This window comes from Rhizobium sp. SG_E_25_P2 (genome assembly GCF_029892285.1).
GTDB lineage: Bacteria > Pseudomonadota > Alphaproteobacteria > Rhizobiales > Rhizobiaceae > Rhizobium_E.
On the sequence record NZ_JARXVM010000012.1, the window covers coordinates 94,947 to 110,235 of the forward strand.

The 15,289-nt window shown below is 62.3% G+C and carries 15 protein-coding genes; 6 read left to right on the forward strand and 9 right to left on the reverse strand.

The annotated features are described in order from the left end of the window. Positions 1-57 precede the first annotated feature (57 nt). The 6 genes from M2360_RS17075 to M2360_RS17100 all read right to left on the reverse strand — a co-directional run bounded on the left by M2360_RS17075 (position 58) and on the right by M2360_RS17100 (position 5,840). The gene (locus tag M2360_RS17075) at positions 58-816 is read right to left on the reverse strand and encodes a DUF930 domain-containing protein (RefSeq protein WP_280776471.1); all 759 of its coding nucleotides are present in this window, start codon (positions 814-816) and stop codon (positions 58-60) included. Between the two features lie 174 nt (positions 817-990). Then, positions 991-1,779: a carbon-nitrogen hydrolase family protein gene (locus M2360_RS17080; protein WP_280776472.1), complete on the reverse strand. Its 789-nt coding sequence runs from the start codon at positions 1,777-1,779 to the stop codon at positions 991-993. Positions 1,780-1,835: 56 nt separating this feature from the next. After that, positions 1,836-2,393, reverse strand: coding sequence for an ABC-type transport auxiliary lipoprotein family protein (locus tag M2360_RS17085; RefSeq protein WP_280776555.1), 558 nt, complete (start codon positions 2,391-2,393; stop codon positions 1,836-1,838). A gap of 62 nt (positions 2,394-2,455) precedes the next feature. After that, positions 2,456-3,826 (reverse strand): MlaD family protein, encoded by a 1,371-nt coding sequence (locus M2360_RS17090; protein WP_280776473.1) that lies wholly within the window; start codon positions 3,824-3,826, stop codon positions 2,456-2,458. Between the two features lie 54 nt (positions 3,827-3,880). Then, positions 3,881-4,690, reverse strand: coding sequence for an ABC transporter ATP-binding protein (locus M2360_RS17095; RefSeq protein WP_280776474.1), 810 nt, complete (start codon positions 4,688-4,690; stop codon positions 3,881-3,883). Between the two features lie 7 nt (positions 4,691-4,697). Continuing rightward, positions 4,698-5,840 (reverse strand): ABC transporter permease, encoded by a 1,143-nt coding sequence (locus M2360_RS17100; RefSeq protein ID WP_280776475.1) that lies wholly within the window; start codon positions 5,838-5,840, stop codon positions 4,698-4,700. Between the two features lie 152 nt (positions 5,841-5,992). Between M2360_RS17100 and dgcA the strand changes: the two genes are divergently transcribed. Next, the gene (gene dgcA / locus M2360_RS17105; protein ID WP_280776476.1) at positions 5,993-6,976 is read left to right on the forward strand and encodes an N-acetyl-D-Glu racemase DgcA; all 984 of its coding nucleotides are present in this window, start codon (positions 5,993-5,995) and stop codon (positions 6,974-6,976) included. On the opposite strand, the gene M2360_RS17110 is transcribed toward dgcA, so the two are convergent. Beyond that, entirely contained in the window at positions 6,928-8,154 is a 1,227-nt protein-coding gene (locus M2360_RS17110) for an MFS transporter (protein WP_280776477.1), read from the reverse strand. The genes dgcA and M2360_RS17110 overlap by 49 nt on opposite strands. A 65-nt stretch (positions 8,155-8,219) precedes the next feature. Here M2360_RS17110 and M2360_RS17115 point away from each other — a divergent pair, with 65 nt between their 5' ends. Next, positions 8,220-8,549 (forward strand): hypothetical protein, encoded by a 330-nt coding sequence (locus M2360_RS17115; protein WP_280776478.1) that lies wholly within the window; start codon positions 8,220-8,222, stop codon positions 8,547-8,549. A gap of 68 nt (positions 8,550-8,617) precedes the next feature. Next, the gene (locus M2360_RS17120; protein ID WP_280776479.1) at positions 8,618-9,880 is read left to right on the forward strand and encodes a Glu/Leu/Phe/Val dehydrogenase; all 1,263 of its coding nucleotides are present in this window, start codon (positions 8,618-8,620) and stop codon (positions 9,878-9,880) included. Between the two features lie 72 nt (positions 9,881-9,952). Here the strand turns inward: M2360_RS17120 and M2360_RS17125 are convergent, their stop codons facing one another. After that, positions 9,953-10,807: a UDP-2,3-diacylglucosamine diphosphatase gene (locus tag M2360_RS17125; protein ID WP_280776480.1), complete on the reverse strand. Its 855-nt coding sequence runs from the start codon at positions 10,805-10,807 to the stop codon at positions 9,953-9,955. Between the two features lie 131 nt (positions 10,808-10,938). Here M2360_RS17125 and M2360_RS17130 point away from each other — a divergent pair, with 131 nt between their 5' ends. The 3 genes from M2360_RS17130 to M2360_RS17140 all read left to right on the forward strand — a co-directional run bounded on the left by M2360_RS17130 (position 10,939) and on the right by M2360_RS17140 (position 13,771). Continuing rightward, positions 10,939-12,054, forward strand: coding sequence for a DUF2865 domain-containing protein (locus M2360_RS17130; protein WP_280776481.1), 1,116 nt, complete (start codon positions 10,939-10,941; stop codon positions 12,052-12,054). 74 nt (positions 12,055-12,128) lie between these two features. Next, on the forward strand, positions 12,129-13,322 hold the full coding sequence (locus M2360_RS17135; protein WP_280776482.1) for a glycosyltransferase family 4 protein: 1,194 nt from the start codon (positions 12,129-12,131) through the stop codon (positions 13,320-13,322). Between the two features lie 14 nt (positions 13,323-13,336). Further along, positions 13,337-13,771 (forward strand): YqaA family protein, encoded by a 435-nt coding sequence (locus tag M2360_RS17140; RefSeq protein ID WP_280776483.1) that lies wholly within the window; start codon positions 13,337-13,339, stop codon positions 13,769-13,771. Here M2360_RS17140 and M2360_RS17145 read toward each other — a convergent pair. Continuing rightward, the gene (locus M2360_RS17145; protein ID WP_280776484.1) at positions 13,758-15,284 is read right to left on the reverse strand and encodes a tetratricopeptide repeat protein; all 1,527 of its coding nucleotides are present in this window, start codon (positions 15,282-15,284) and stop codon (positions 13,758-13,760) included. The genes M2360_RS17140 and M2360_RS17145 overlap by 14 nt on opposite strands. Positions 15,285-15,289 lie beyond the last annotated feature (5 nt).

Sequence of the window (15,289 nt, forward strand, 5' to 3'; positions counted from 1 at the left end):
GCCAGGAAAATCAGGCCGTCTGGGCGACCAGACGGCCTTTTTTCATTCCGGCGGCGGTCATTCGTCTGATGGCGCGGCAGCGGCGGCGAGAAAGTGTTCCGCCCATTGCTGCTGAGGAATTTCCTCACCCAGCGAGAAAGAGAAGTCGGACGGCGTTTCGGCGTCTTGGTCTATCGAGCAGCGATAGCGAAGCCGCCGCCAGTGACCGCCGCCCCTGATGGCCGCGCCCTCGGCGACGATGACGGTCCCCTGCATCGCGATGTCGCGCATGGCGTAGGGCGCGACGGTGTCCGCCGCGAATTGGTTTGCGCGGCGCACCTGCTCCATCGCCTCGATGTTGCACAATTGTATCCGGCGGTCGTCCGTCGCGAGCGTCTGTAGCGCCTGTCGGGCAGGCAAGTTTTTCGGATCCGCCAACACACTGGCCGTGAACAACCGTGTCGCCGGATGCAATGCGGCGGCGGGCGCCGGTCTGGCGGGCGTCGCTTCGGGTTTGGGGATAGCTTTCAGGACGTCCCGTTGTTGCGGGGTCGCATGCGGCGCGGCGGTCGCGGGCTGCCCCATCCGATCGGCCCAGGACGAGGACGATGCGGGACGCCGGGTCTCCACGATCAACGCGACAGCGATGGGCGATTGAAGCGCCGGAGGCAGAGGAACCGCAACGCGCCAAAGCAGCACGGCGATGACGACATGGACGCATGAGGAGGCAGCAAGGCTGACGTTCAGTCGGCGGGACGCAGGGATCACGGCAACGGCCAGAGCGGAGGCGGCGATCGCCTCTGCCTGCGCGGCGGGGGACGTTTCGACATCAATCACCCTCTCTCCGCGCCTGTTTGTCGGTGAATAGTTTTAGGTCACATTTTGGACAAAATGAGGCAAAATCCGCGAGCCCGCGCCCGGATACACAATCCTCAAGCGCATCCCGCAGTCCGCTTCTCAGCGCTGTCTTGACGCGCAACACGCCGCTGTCTCAGCGGTGCTATAGACCCGTCAAGGCGTCCGCCTGAACCATTCCTGTTTCTGGACCGCCCTCAGCGCCTCAAGATCGAAATCCGCCATCACCACGGCGGGCTCGCTGCCGCCCATGGCGATGATCCGGCCCAACGCGTCGACTGCGAAAGAATGGCCGTCATCCTTCGGCGTGGGATAGTTCGCCACGGCTATGCCGGCGACCGATTGAAAGGCCATGGCCCGAACGCCGGCGACGCGGACATCTCCGACAACATTGTCATCCATGAGCGGACTGCTGTTGGGAATGAGGATCAGTTCAGCGCCTTGGATGACAAGGTCCGAGACGACGTCGGGGAATTCGCGGTCCATACAGATCATCAGCCCGACAGTAATATCGCCCGCCCGTGTCTTGATCCGCGCCACGGTCGAACGATCGCCCGGCGCGCAGGCCTCTTCGGGATTGTCGAAGAAGCAAATGTGGCGTTTGCGTTGATGCAGCGCCACCTCGCCGGCGGCATCGATCAGCAAGGCGGTGTTAAATGGTTTCGGCTCACCCTGCTCAAGGAACGTGGCAACGACGGCGATATTATGGTCGCGCGCAGCCTTGCGAAGCTGCTCGATGTATAGGCCATTCACAGGCTGAGCAGCGTCGAGCCACGCATTGCGAGACGTCTCGCTGTCGGGATCGAACCGACTATAGCCGTTGGAGAACATTTCTGGAAAAACGATGATCTCGGCGTCATTTGCCGCAGCTGCAGCGGAGACTCCGTCGGGATCCACGCCATTCATCACTTGCGCCAGGGCGACGCGCAAAATTAGGGGAGACATGCTGCAACCTCTCATGTCGTCTCAAACGCAGCGCCTTAGACCGTCAAGGCCCACGGTCACATCGCCTTCAGCGTCCAACCCACGAGATCTGTGGTCACCTTGCCGAACGCCGCATCCAGCGCGGTGATGAAGGCGTCATTGCCGGAACCGGACACCGGCGCGCTGGCGGTGAAGACGCGGCTGGCGCGCACTTCGCCATTGCGGTCGTTGAGCAACTTGGCCGACATTTCCACCTGGGCGCGGCTGCCGCCATAGGCCTGGATTTCGAAGGCGCGGATCTCGGTGATCACCTGATAGTCGATGGCGAGGCCCTGCCCCGGCATGCCGACGCCGCCCAGGCGACCGGTATTCTCAAACGCCTGCACGAGACGCGCCTGCACGAGACGCGGCAGACGGTCGCTCCAGCGCGATTTGGCGAGATACTGGATTTCGGCCTGGCTGACGCGGATCACCACCTGTTCGGAATCGAGCGCCTTGACCGCAGTCGGTTCGGGAATGAGGATCTGGCGCTGGGTGAGCTTCGGTCCTTCGACGCCCCGCACCGCCGTCAGCGAAAAGGTGTCATCCGGCGAACCGCCCAGGCAACCGCCCAGAGCCAGCAGGCATGCGCCCATGAAAAATGCCCGCGCCAATCGGATCACGCTACGCTCCCTAATCATACTCGCCCCGTCCAGCATCAATGCCGCACCCTGCCGTTATACGTCTTCACTTCGTCGCCGCCGAACAGCAGCCGCTGCGGGTCCTGATCAAGTCTGGTGATCGCCGAATCCAGCGTCTGCACGGTGCGGCGGGTGTCGGAGATCAGCGCGTCGATATTCTTGAGGCCGGAGCCTGAGAAGCGGGCGAGATTGTCGGCGATCGGGCCGATCCGCGAGTTCAGAGTGTCAGCCACCTGCTTGAAGGATTTCAACGTCTCGCGCGCATCGGCAAACAGCGAAGAGGAATCCCCGGTACCGAGGAAACTGTCGGCTTTGGCGAGAATGCCGTCGACGCGGGTGGACGCCTTGTTGAGCTTTTCCGACATTTCGGAAATGTTCTTGATCGTCTGGTCGATGTCAGGACGGCGGTTTTCGATATCGGAAGCGACGCCGCGGAAGGTCTGGATCGCCTGACGCGCATCCGCCACCGCCGCGCGGATATCGGCGACCGAGCTCTTGACGTCGGCGGGATTGACGGCCGCCATCAGCTGATCGACCTTATCCAGCGTCTTGGCCGCCTTTTCGCCGACAACGCGATAGGCTTCCGCAGTCTTGTTGAAGGTGTCGACAGCCTGGCCTACGCCGCCAGAGGCGTTGGCGAGATCCTTGCTGACCTTTTCGGCATTGGCGAGAATGGCGTCGATCTTCTTGGGGTCCACCGCTTTCACCAGGCTGTCGACCGAGGCCAGCGTGGAATCAAGCCGGCCCGACAACCCCTTGATGGTGCCCGACAGCGAGGTCACCGCCTGCAGGAATTCGTCGATGCCCTGGGAATTGTTCTTCAATGCCTGAGAGAACACCTCGACATTGGAAATGGTGCTGGTCAGCGGCTTGCGATTGTCGTTCACGAAACCCTGCAGCTGGATCAGCGTCGTCTCGGTTCGGTTCATGATCTCGGAGGCGGTGGCGACGATATTGGTGACGCCGGATTGCTCCGCGAGCAAGGTCGGCACCTCGCCGGCTTTCAGCGCCTTGTCGATCAGCCGCTCCTGCTGCGGATTGCCGCCGGACAATTCGATATAGGCGGCGCCGGTCAGGCCCTGAATTTCAAGCACGGCGCGGGTGGTAGGATAGATCGGCGCATCCGCGCGCACTTCTGTGACGGCCAGCGAAAAACGCGGGTCCTTGCGATCGAAGTCGAGCGCGCGCACCGTGCCGACGGGAATGCCGTTGAAGCGGACCGCCGAGCCGACGCTCAGGCCGTTGGCCGAGCCGGGGATACGCACCACCAGACGCTCCATCTTGCCCTCGCGCCCATAGGCGGACATCCAGTAGACAAAGCCGAAGGCAAGCAGCAGCACCACAAGGGTAAACAAGCCGACGATTGCGTAATTTGCTTTCGTTTCCATGCCTCAAGCCATTTCACTCGTAAAAGGGTTCACTGAAATCCCTATGGATTGACGTTAGGTGACCAGTCCTGGAATTGTACGCGCGCGTTTGCCGCGGAAATAAGACTGAACCCAAGGATCATCGCAATCGAGCATGTCCTTTATCGTCCCCTCCACCATTACACGTTTATTGCCGAGCACGGCAATCCGATCGCAGACGGAAAACAGGCTGTCCAGGTCATGGGTCACCATATAGACCGTCAGCCCCAGCGTATCGCGCAATTTGGCGATCAGCTGGTCGAATTCCGCCGCCCCGATCGGATCGAGGCCGGATGTCGGCTCGTCGAGAAACACCAGCGCCGGATCGAGCGCGAGCGCCCGGGCGAGTGCTGCGCGCTTGATCATGCCGCCAGACAGTTCGGATGGATATTTGTCTCCAGCTTCCGGCGCCAGCCCCACCAGTTCGATCTTCAAACGCGCGAGCTCGTCCATCAGTTGCTTTGGCAGGTCTAGATATTCCCGCATCGGAAACTGGATGTTCTCCTTGACGGTCAGAGCTGAAAACAGCGCCCCGTGCTGGAACAGCACGCCCAGGCGCATATCGAGCTGAAACCGCTCCTTGTCCGGCATCTTGCTGTAATCGGCGCCCAGCAGGCGGATCTCTCCGGCCCGGCGCGGGATCAGCCTGAGAATGGTGCGCATCAGCACCGATTTTCCCGTACCGGAGGCGCCGACGAAGCCGAGGATTTCGCCGCGATAGACGTCGAGATCCAGATTATCGAGCACGAGATGATCGCCAAAGCCCACGGTGACGCCACGCGCCGACAGAATGGCGTCCCTGTCGTCTGTCTTGGCCTCAGTCTGGTGGTTCGTCACACTATCCATGCCCGCCTCAGAAATCGATCGCTGCATAGAACATCGCGAAAAGGCCATCGACCAGGATCACCACAAAGATGGCCTTGACCACCGAGGCGGTCACATGCTTGCCGAGCGACTCCGCGCTGCCCCCCACTTTCAGTCCTTCGATCGAGGCCACAACGCCGATAATGATCGCCATGAACGGCGCCTTCAGCATGCCGGAAATGATGGTCGACAGATCGATCGCGCCCTGAAGCCGGGCGAGGAAGACTTCATAGGTGACGCCCGAATAGACATTGGCGACCAGCGCCGCGCCGATCAGCGCCGCGAAATTGGAAATCACCGTCAGGAGCGGCAGCGCGACCGTCAGCGCCAGAAGGCGTGGAAACACGAGAACGCCGACCGGATTGAGACCCATGACCTGAAGCGCGTCGATTTCCTCGCGCATCTTCATCGAGCCGATTTCCGCCGTGATGGCGCTGCCGGAACGGCCCGCGACCATGATCGCGGTCAAGAGCACGCCGATCTCGCGCAATTGCAGAATGCCAACGAGATCGACCACGAAAACCTCGGCGCCGAAATAGCGCAGCTGGAACGCGCCCTGCTGAGCGATAATCGCGCCGATCAGAAAGGACATCAGCGCGATGATCGGCGTGGCGTTGACGCCCATCTGTTGGAGCTGGTTGAAGACGGCCGCCGGCGACAGACCGCTGCCGCGGCCCAGCTTGAGTTGCGCGCCGCGCACCGCCGCGCCGATGATCGACATGGCCTGCAGAAAATCGGCGACAAAGCTCATCACCAGCCTGCCGAGCGGCTCAAACAGCCGATCAAACAGCGGTTTCCTCGGGGATGCCTCGAAATTCGGTTCCGGCAGCTGCGCCGGAAGGGCGGCGATCAGCTCGGCCACGTCCTGACCTGCACCATCGAGATCGACGGTGATATTCCTGGCTTCGAAAGAGGACATCGCCCGCCTGACGATCCAGGCGCCGCCGGTATCCATCTGTCTGACGCCAGTGAGATCGAGCGACACGCGGCTGACGGTTCTTTCGGCGGCGCTGCGAAGTTCGGCCTCGACGGCGGCGATGGTGCTGTTCAGCCACGCGCCCTGCAGGCGCAAAGTGAGCGCGCCGCCGCTTTCGTCAGCATTCAGGACGGCCGCGTCCGCCGAATCCTGCATAGGGTCATCCTTCGATAGGACGGCCCTCATGGCCGCCTCGCACTGAAAAGTCGTCGCCATAGGGCGAGTCACGTAAGGGCACTATTGACAATAGTTTAACCAGTGGAGCAAGGCGCTGTTTTGATCAGCATGACGCGATTGAGGATTCTATCATGACGCGTGCCCTGGAAATCACATTTCATCGCTACCCGATCGCCGGCGAGTTCCGCATTTCGCGCGGCGCCAAGACGGAGGCCGAGGTGATCGTCTGCGCAATCACCGATGGCGGGGCGGTCGGACGCGGCGAATGCGTACCCTATCGCCGTTATGGCGAGACGATGGAAAGCGTCGAAGCCGAAATCGCGGCAATCGGCGATGCAATAGCAAAGGGCGTGGGTCGCGACGACCTGCTCGCGCGGATGCGGCCTGGCGCAGCGCGCAATGCAGTCGATTGCGCGCTGTGGGATCTCGAGGCCAAGCTCGGCCTGGGACGGGTGGCGGACCGTATCGGGGTCATAGCGCCTGCGCCGCTGATCACCGCCTACACCCTGTCGCTCGGCGACGCTGAGGCCATGGGGCGGCAGGCGGCTGAGTACGCCCATCGCACGCTCCTGAAGATCAAGCTCGGCGCCGAAGGCGACGAGGCGCGTATTCGCGCCATCCGCGCCGGCGCGCCCGAAAGCGCCCTGATCCTCGACGCCAATGAAGGCTGGAGCGAGGAGACGCTTGTTTCGCTTCTGGCGGTGGCGGCGGAATGCAAAGTGAGCCTGATCGAGCAGCCCCTGCCCGCCGGCCGCGACCAGTTGCTTGCGACCATTGATCGGCCGGTGCCCGTTTGCGCCGATGAGAGCGTGCATGCGACGGCAGATCTCGCCGGTCTCCGCGACCGCTATGACGCGGTCAATATCAAGCTCGACAAGACCGGTGGGCTGACGGAAGCGCTGGCGATGAAGCGCGAGGCCGAACGGCTCGGCTTCAAGATCATGGTCGGCTGTATGGTGGGCTCGTCGCTCGCCATGGCGCCGGCGACGCTGCTGGCGCAAGGCGCCGATTTCGTCGATCTCGACGGTCCCTTGCTACTTGCGCGCGATTGCGAGCCGGGGCTGGTCTATGAGGGATCGACGGTGGCGCCGCCCGCGCCGGCGCTCTGGGGCTGAATGAGCCGCGCCCAGAGCACCATCACGAAACCGAGGCCGGCGGCAATGGACATGGCGTAGAAGCCGTGCACGCCGAAAGCATTGTAGAGATAGCCCGAGACCCAGGTGCCCAAGGCCATGAACAGCGCGATCATGGTGGTGTAATAGCCCTGCCCGGACGCTTCCCGGCTCTCATCGACATGGGCGATCAGAAAACGCTGAATGCCGATATGGGCGGTGGCGAAGGTGAAGGCGTGGGCGCATTGCAGGCCGAGATGGCCCCAGAAGCCGAGTTCCATCGGAAAGATGATCCAGCGCAGCACGGCGACGCCGCAGCCGAACAGGATGAGCCCCCAGAGCGAAATGCGCGACAGGAAACGGGCCGACAGCCAGAACATCAGGATTTCCGCCACGACGCCCGCCGCCCAGAACAGGCTGATCGCCTCGCCGCTGTAGCCCTGCTTGGCCCAGTAGATCGAGGCGAAGGTGAACAGCATCGCATGACTGCCCTGCGAGAGCGCGGCGCCGCCGATCGCCAGGATGAAAAACGGCTTCAGGAAAGGCGACGGACCCGCGGCCGGCGCGACATCGCCCGCAGCGCTCGCGCGAAAACCGGCGCGGCCGAGTCTCGGCGCGGTCAGGGCCGTGACGATGGTCAACACGAAGAAGGCGGCCATGGCCGGCGCGACCATGCCGCCGCCGGCAATGGCGAACAGCCAGCCGCCGATCAGATTTGTGAGGATGAAGGCGGCAGAGCCCCAGAGCCTGATGACGCCGTAATCAAAGCCCCAGCGTCGCACGCCGGTGACCAGGATTGCCTCGGCGACCGGCACATAAGGCGCGTAAGCGATGCCCTGCAGGCCATAGATGATCAGCACCGCCCAGAAGGACTGGCTGAAGCAGAGGGCCAGCGCCGTGATCAGCGATACGACCGAAGACCAGACAAGCACATGCACGCGATCCGAGGCGCGATCCGCAGCCCAGGACCCGAGCGGCGTTCCGATCATCCGGAGCAGATGCGGCATCGCCAGGATGATGCCAATTTCGGCGTCGCTCATGCCGAGATAATCGAGAAAGACCGGAAAGTAGGGTAGACCAATACCGTTGACCATCAGCGGCGCGCAGAACAACAGTGCAACGCGCAAGCCGAACAAATGCGGCGCGCCGGCGCGTTGGCTGACGGAAAGCGGCTGATGCATTGTGGTATTCCTGTCGCCGGCCGTCGGGGATGACGGCCTCCTCCGGCGCCCCGACGAAGCAATGAATGGCCGAGACAACCATCGGCTATCACTCGCGCCGTCGCTTCGCCATGCAAAAATCCGACGCGGCGTCAATTCGTCATACTGATTGCAAAGCCGCAACACTCCGTAATCTTTGCGGGTTTATCCGTATATTTTACGATGACCGCCTTACCGAAAGTTGCTACCTTATTTCCAGGATCAAAGGTGTTTTTCCTGCGATTTGTAGGATTTCACAGGAATTGTCGCCGATATTGATCAAATATTATCTCGGTTTTCGGATTTTTCTGGACTTTCGGCTTAACTTCGTCACGATTCAGGCTGATTTCGGATCGATCCGAAAGGAATGGAAATGACCCTATTTTCTACTCATGGTAGCCGCCGACCATGAATTAGCCGATTCAGAGGCGGCAAGGGGAGTGACATGTCCAGCATTTACACCGGGCCAGTGTTCGAAATGGCCCGCAACCAGTTTCGCAGCGTCGCCGACTATCTCGAAATTCCGGAAGGCCGCCGCGACCGGCTGCTTTATCCCAAGCGCGCGATCACCATTTCCTGCCCGATCCATATGGACAATGGCGAGGTCGCGGTGTTTCAAGGCTATCGCGTCCAGCATCACCTGACGCTCGGCCCCACCAAAGGCGGCACCCGTTTCGCGCCCAGCGTCGATATCGGCGAAGTCTCGGCGCTGGCGATCTGGATGAGCTGGAAATGCGCGCTGGCCGGCCTGCCCTATGGCGGCGCCAAGGGCGGCGTCACCGTCGACGCCTATTCGCTGTCCAAGCGCGAACTCGAAAGCCTGTCGCGCCGCTACATGCAGGAAATGATCCCCTTTGTCGGCCCGCATATCGACGTCATGGCGCCGGATATGGGCACCAATGAACAGGTCATGGCCTGGTTCATGGACACCTATTCCATGTATCAGGGCCGGACCGTCAACGAAATCGTCACCGGCAAGCCGGTCTCCTCAGGCGGCACCGAAGGCCGGCGCGAAGCGACAGGCCTCGGCGTCGCGCATCTGATCGGCCGGTCGATGGAGAGGCTCAAGATGACGCCGTCGGAAACCACCGCGATCATCCAGGGGTTTGGCAATGTCGGCTCCTACGCCGCGATCGAACTTTCGCGCCAGGGCGTGAAGATCATCGGCGTCTCCGACCACACCGCCTGCTATCTCGACCGCAAGGGCCTCGACGTCGACGCGCTGATCGCGCATACCGCGCGGCACGGATCGCTGAAGGGCTTTTCGACCGAAGCCCTGTTCGACCCGAACCAGTTGCTCGTACAGTCCTGCGACATCCTCGTGCCGGCGGCCATCGAACGGGTGATCGACGCAGACGTCGCGGCCAAGTTGAATTGCCGCATTCTCGCCGAAGCCGCCAACGGCCCGACCACGCCGGAAGCCGACGCCGTGCTCGACCAGCGCCGTGACGAGATTTTCGTGATCCCGGATATTCTGTGCAATTCCGGCGGCGTCATCGTCAGCTATTTCGAATGGGTGCAGGACCTGCAGCAACTGTTCTGGAAGCGGCATGAAGTGCTCGACCGCCTGCGCGGCCTGCTCGACGACGCTTTCCAGCGGGTCATCGCGCGTGTGGAAAAGGACAATATCTCCCATCGCGTCGCGGCCATGGCGATCGGCGTCGACAAGGTGGCCCAGGCCAAAGAGACGCGCGGCCTGTTTCCCTGACAGCCATGCTATCGCATGCGAAAGGCCGCAGCGGTTACCCGTCGCGGCCTTATTCATATCCGGCTTTCGTGATCACACCGCCGCGCGGGCGGCGACTTCCATTTCGGGTTTGGGCGCGGTCAGAAGCTTGATCGGCACGAGCGGGCTCGGCTCGGACTTGGCCTTCTCCACCTTATTCCAGCGCACCAGCTCCATCGAGCCGTCGAAATTCTCGATGATGGCGGTGCAGCTTTCGACCCAGTCGCCAGTGTTGATATATTTGACGCCGCCGATATCCTCGATCACCGCGTGATGGATATGGCCGCAGATGACGCCATCGACCTGATGACGGCGAGCCTCTTCGGCGACGACATTCTGGAATTCGCCGATGAAATTGACAGCGCGCTTGACCTGCAGCTTGGCCCAGGCCGAAAACGACCAGTAAGGCAGGCCGAGACGGCGGCGGACCTTGGCGATGATCACGTTCAGCGCGATCGCCATGTCATAAGCCCAATCGCCGAGATGGGCGATAAACTTGGCGTTGCGCACGACCACGTCGAATTCATCGCCATGCAGCACGAGATAGCGCTTGCCGTCGGCGGCCTCGTGGATGATGTTCTTCTCGACTTCGATGCCGCCGAAATGGATGCCGGGATAATCGCGCATGAAGGCGTCGTGATTGCCGGGGATATAGACGATGCGGGCGCCCTTGCGAGCCTTGCGCAACAGTTTCTGGACAACGTCGTTGCAGTTTTGCGGCCAGTGCCAGTTGCGTTTCAGCCGCCAGCCATCGACGATGTCGCCGACCAAAACGATGGTTTCGGCCTCGTGGACGCGCAGGAAATCGAGAAGAAAGTCCGCTTTGGCGGCCTTTGATCCCAGATGAATGTCGGAGAGAAACAGGGTGCGCACGCGGCGGGTGGATTGAGAGTCTGCATCTTCTGACATGACATCGCCTCACGATTATTTTCGCCCTTGGAAAAGCAGACTCCTGTTTCACCATTATGACAGGGTGGTTTTGAAACAGGATCGTTAAGCGCGCATTCATGTTTTTCGGAGAATGATCTCGGTTCCGGGACATGAAATCCACAAACAAGGTGCGCCGCGCGGTCATGATAAATCGCCTGATCCTGCCTGTCGTGCTGGCCGGCCTTGTGTTTCCAGGCGCGGCGCTTGGCTCGGACATCTGCGAAAGGCTGAGTTTTGATCTCGCCACGCTGTCCAGCCGAGAAAACCCGACCGCGCAAAGCCGCAAATATGCCCGCGCCATAAATGACCAGAAAAAGTCGCTGCGCGAGCTGGCGGTCTCATTGCGCGAAAAAGGCTGCTCATCCGGCAGCATCCTGACCGTCGGCGCCGCCTCGGACGCCGCATGCTCGGATCTTGAGGACAAGCAGGCGCGGATGCGGCGCAATCTATCCATGTTGGAAAGCAAGCGCATTTCGCTGTTGTCCACGGCGGACGATCAGGCGCGGAATCGACGCCGTCTACAACAGGAACTCAACGCCAATGACTGCAACCGCGCGCGCCCTCTCGTCAGCGCGCCAGAGGAGGCGTTAACGCCGTTGGTGCAGGACGCGCCCGGCGGCATGGAGATCATTCGCGCCCCCGATAGCGAGGTTGGTCCCGCCAGCCACGGTTTCGTCGATCTCGGCGGCGCCGGCGCCAGCGGCGGACTGGTGACGCTGTGCGTGCGCACCTGCGACGGCGGCTATTTCCCGATTTCGTCCCGCGCTTCGAGCTTCAATTTCCGTCGCGACGCCCAGGTCTGCTCGATGATGTGCCCAGGCAACGAGACCGAGCTCTTCTACCGCAGCATCGCCAGCGAAAGCACCGAGATGCGCTCGGCGATGTCGGGCGAAGACTATGCGGCGCAGTCCTATGCCTGGCGCTTCCGCACCCAGCCCAAAAGCGCCCAATGCGGCTGTAATTTTTCGCTCTATTACAAGGAAATGCTGCGGCGCGAGGCTGTTGTCTCCGGCAAGGAGCAGCCAAAGAAGCCGGCAGGCTCGATCGTCTGGGTCAAGCCGACATTGCGTGGGGGATTAGCTCAGGAGCCCTCGCAAGACCTGACGCGCAAGGAGCGCCCCTATACGCCCGACCCGAAGATCCGCGTCATCGGCACATCTTTCCTGCCTGACGACCGCGCGATCGATTTCCGCAACCCTGCCACGACGGAAAAAGACGCCGGATAAAACCACCGGTCAAGGTTCTATCCAGCTTGCTCCTCCACTACAGTCGCCAGACAGAATCGCTGGGGCGGACGGGCATGAATCAACAGGTCATCATTCATTGGGGAATTTCGAGCTTTTTCGGCTGGGGCGTCTATGGCCTCAACCTCGCGCTCAACTGGGCGGGGGATTCCGGCATCGAGGCCCGCACGTCCTTCGCCTATAATCCCGACCAGGTGGTGGTGGATCCGCTGAGGCGGCTGGCGCTGCGCGGCTTCGAATACAATTCCCGCCAGTTCGTGTCCCAGCTCAAGCCGTTCGAGGGCAAGGCTGCCAATGTCGAGGCGACGTTGCTATCGGCGCTCGGCAATGATTTCTCGATGAGCAAGGGACCGCACAACACTGAGATCCATGGCAAACCGACCATCGGCGTGGTGTTTTTTGAAATCCCGCAGCTCTCCGCCGAGACGCTGGCCCGCGCCAAACGCTTTCCGCTGATCGTCTGCGGCTCGACCTGGAACGAAGAGATCCTGCGCGCCTATGGTCTGAGCAATGTCACCACGGTCATCCAGGGCATCGACCCCACCCTCTTCCATCCCGCTCAGCGGCAGGGCGTGTTGTCTGATCGCTTCATGGTGTTCTCAGGCGGCAAACTGGAGCTGCGCAAGGGCCAAGACCTGGTGATGGCCGGCTTCGCCCGTTTCGCGAAACGCCATCCAGAGGCGCTGCTCGTGTCGGCCTGGCATAGCCCCTGGCCGCAATTCGCCCGCACGCTCGACCGTTCCGGCAAAGCCGCGCCCCTGCCCTTCGGCGCCGACAACAAGCCGGATCTCGCCGCCTGGGCCCGCGCCAATGGTCTGGCCGACACGCAGTTTCTCGATCTGGGCGCCGTGCCGAATGCGCTGATGCCGCCGATCCTGCGTGAAATGGACGTGGCGCTGTTTCCGAACCGCTCCGAAGGCGGCACCAATCTGGTGGCCATGGAAGCTATGGCCTGCGGCGTGCCGACCATCCTGTCGGCCAACACAGGTCATCTCGACCTGATCGACGGCAAGAACTGCTATGCGCTGGAAACGCAGGCCAGCGTTAGCGGCGAAGGCGCCGGCGTCGGCTCGGTCTCCGGCTGGGGCGAAAGCAGCGTCGACGAAATCGAGGATGCGCTGGAGCGCGCCTGGCGCGACCGCAACGACGCCCGCCGTCGCGGCGAGCGCGGCGCGGCCAAACTTGGCGGTTATTCCTGGTCGCGCACGGCCGAGCAGATGCGCAAGATCGTGCTCGCAAACCGGGCCTGAGGCGGACATCGCGGATGGACATCGCGGTCTATGGCGGCCTGTTTCTCGCCGCCTTCGGGGCTGCGACCCTTCTGCCCATGCAATCGGAGGCCCTGCTCGCGGGGCTGCTGATTTCCGGCGGTCATCAGACCATGCTGCTGATCGCGGCGGCGAGCCTCGGCAATATTCTCGGATCTGTCGTCAATTGGGCGCTGGGCCGGGGTATCGAGCGCTTCGGCGGCCGTCGCTGGTTTCCGGCGAGCCAGGCGCAGCTTGACCGCGCCGCGCTCTGGTACAACAAATATGGCCGCTACAGCCTGCTGCTGAGCTGGGTCCCGATCATTGGCGATCCCATCACGCTGATCGCCGGCGTGCTGCGCGAACCTCTCCTGCCCTTCCTGATCCTGGTGTCGATCGCCAAGCTCGGCCGCTATCTCGCCGTAGCGGCCATCGCCCTCAACTGGGCGTGAGCATGACGGCCGCGCGAGCAGCGGCGCGGTCGATCACCGGCGCATAGCTTTCTCCAGCGTTTTGTCGCTCCAGCCGCATGGACGGATACCAGGGCGTCGTGTCGCCCGCCGTCTGCCAGCGCCAATCCGGCACCGCGCGCAACATGGCGATCGTGCGACGGCCGAGCGCGCCGGCGAGATGCAAAGGCGCGGTGCAGACCGAAACCACCAGATCGAGATTGGCCATGATCGCGGCGGTGTCGATGAAGGCGTCGGGGCCGGAGTCCGCATCGGGCCCTGGGTGTTCGAGCAGATAGCTCACGCCTTTCACGCGCCAACCGGTTCCGAAATCGGTGGGCTCGAGGTCTTCGCGATCGAGCTTCTGCAACGCGATCAGCCTGGCGTCGGCCATGGCGGCGAAGGGCGCCAGATCTTCGGGCGACGACAGGCTCCTGCCCCTTTCCGCCGGGGAATTGGGATTGCCCTTCCAGACCAGACCGATCTTGCGACGACCATCGTCCCGGAGACGCGCTTTCCAGACGGCTGCCGCCTCGGCCGGCGCGGTCAGATGCGCGGCCATGACCGGAACCGCGCCAAGCGTCAGCTTCAGCCGATGCGGCAGGCTCAACAAGGCCGTGTGAAAATCGCCATCGGAAGCACCATGCGTTCCCGTAACCTTGATGGGAAATGGCAGCGACTGCATCAGCGCGGCGAGCTTTTCCGGCACATGGAACACCACGTCACCACCCAGTGACGCAAGCAAGCCGAGGAGGCGCGCGAACTGGATCGTATCGCCAAGCCCCTGTTCGCCATGCACGATGATGCGCTTGCCAGCAAGCGGTTCGCCCTGCCATTCCGGAATATTGCGGTAGCTCGGCCGCTCCTTGAAATCGGGGGTCTGCCAGCGCCACTCATATTCGCGGAAGCCATTGGCGAAATCGCCAAGCCGCATGAGCGCCAGACCGAGATTGTAGTGGCCTTCGGCGGCGTCGGGCCATAGCGCGGTCGCCTGGCGAAGCAGCGCAATCCCTTCATGCGACCTGCTGGTGTCGACAAGCAGATTGCCGAGATTATGCATTGCGATCTTGTGAGCCGGCTCCAGAACGAGCGTCTGACGATAGGCCTGTTCCGCCTCGTCGAGATTGCCGCTTTTCGCCAGCGCGATCGCGAGATTGCACATCGTTTGCGCCGATTGCGGTCCCAGTTCAATCGCCTTGCGATAGGAGAAGACCGCGTCGTCAAATCGCGCCGCGTCGGTGAGCGCATTGCCGCGGTTGAACCAGAAATCCGCGCGAATCGGTTGCATGTCCGCGAGATCATCGAAGATCTGCAGCGCCTGATCGAGACGACCGGATTGCCGCAACGCGGAGGCCATCAGCGATTGCGCGTCGAAATGGCCGCGATTCCAGGCGAGAACCTCGCGATAAACAGCGATGGCGCCGGCATAATCCCGCTGCTTGTGGAGATCCACCGCGCGCGTGAGCCGGGCCTGCACATCCTCATCGCTCATGGTCTGTCGGGGCTGCGCCGTCATTGCAA

Excerpts from the sequence above, each read along its gene's own strand:
- M2360_RS17110 (WP_280776477.1), bottom strand. The coding sequence starts at position 8,154 with ATGCATCAGCCGCTTTCCGTCAGCCAACGCGCCGGCGCGCCGCATTTG.
- M2360_RS17085 (WP_280776555.1), bottom strand. The coding sequence starts at position 2,393 with ATGGGCGCATGCCTGCTGGCTCTGGGCGGTTGCCTGGGCGGTTCGCCG.
- dgcA (WP_280776476.1), top strand. The coding sequence starts at position 5,993 with ATGACGCGTGCCCTGGAAATCACATTTCATCGCTACCCGATCGCCGGC.
- M2360_RS17130 (WP_280776481.1), top strand. The coding sequence starts at position 10,939 with ATGAAATCCACAAACAAGGTGCGCCGCGCGGTCATGATAAATCGCCTG.
- M2360_RS17145 (WP_280776484.1), bottom strand. The coding sequence starts at position 15,284 with ATGACGGCGCAGCCCCGACAGACCATGAGCGATGAGGATGTGCAGGCC.
- M2360_RS17135 (WP_280776482.1), top strand. The coding sequence starts at position 12,129 with ATGAATCAACAGGTCATCATTCATTGGGGAATTTCGAGCTTTTTCGGC.
- M2360_RS17080 (WP_280776472.1), bottom strand. The coding sequence starts at position 1,779 with ATGTCTCCCCTAATTTTGCGCGTCGCCCTGGCGCAAGTGATGAATGGC.
- M2360_RS17115 (WP_280776478.1), top strand. The coding sequence starts at position 8,220 with ATGGCCGAGACAACCATCGGCTATCACTCGCGCCGTCGCTTCGCCATG.
- M2360_RS17095 (WP_280776474.1), bottom strand. The coding sequence starts at position 4,690 with ATGGATAGTGTGACGAACCACCAGACTGAGGCCAAGACAGACGACAGG.
- M2360_RS17090 (WP_280776473.1), bottom strand. The coding sequence starts at position 3,826 with ATGGAAACGAAAGCAAATTACGCAATCGTCGGCTTGTTTACCCTTGTG.
- M2360_RS17140 (WP_280776483.1), top strand. The coding sequence starts at position 13,337 with ATGGACATCGCGGTCTATGGCGGCCTGTTTCTCGCCGCCTTCGGGGCT.
- M2360_RS17120 (WP_280776479.1), top strand. The coding sequence starts at position 8,618 with ATGTCCAGCATTTACACCGGGCCAGTGTTCGAAATGGCCCGCAACCAG.
- M2360_RS17125 (WP_280776480.1), bottom strand. The coding sequence starts at position 10,807 with ATGTCAGAAGATGCAGACTCTCAATCCACCCGCCGCGTGCGCACCCTG.
- M2360_RS17100 (WP_280776475.1), bottom strand. The coding sequence starts at position 5,840 with ATGCAGGATTCGGCGGACGCGGCCGTCCTGAATGCTGACGAAAGCGGC.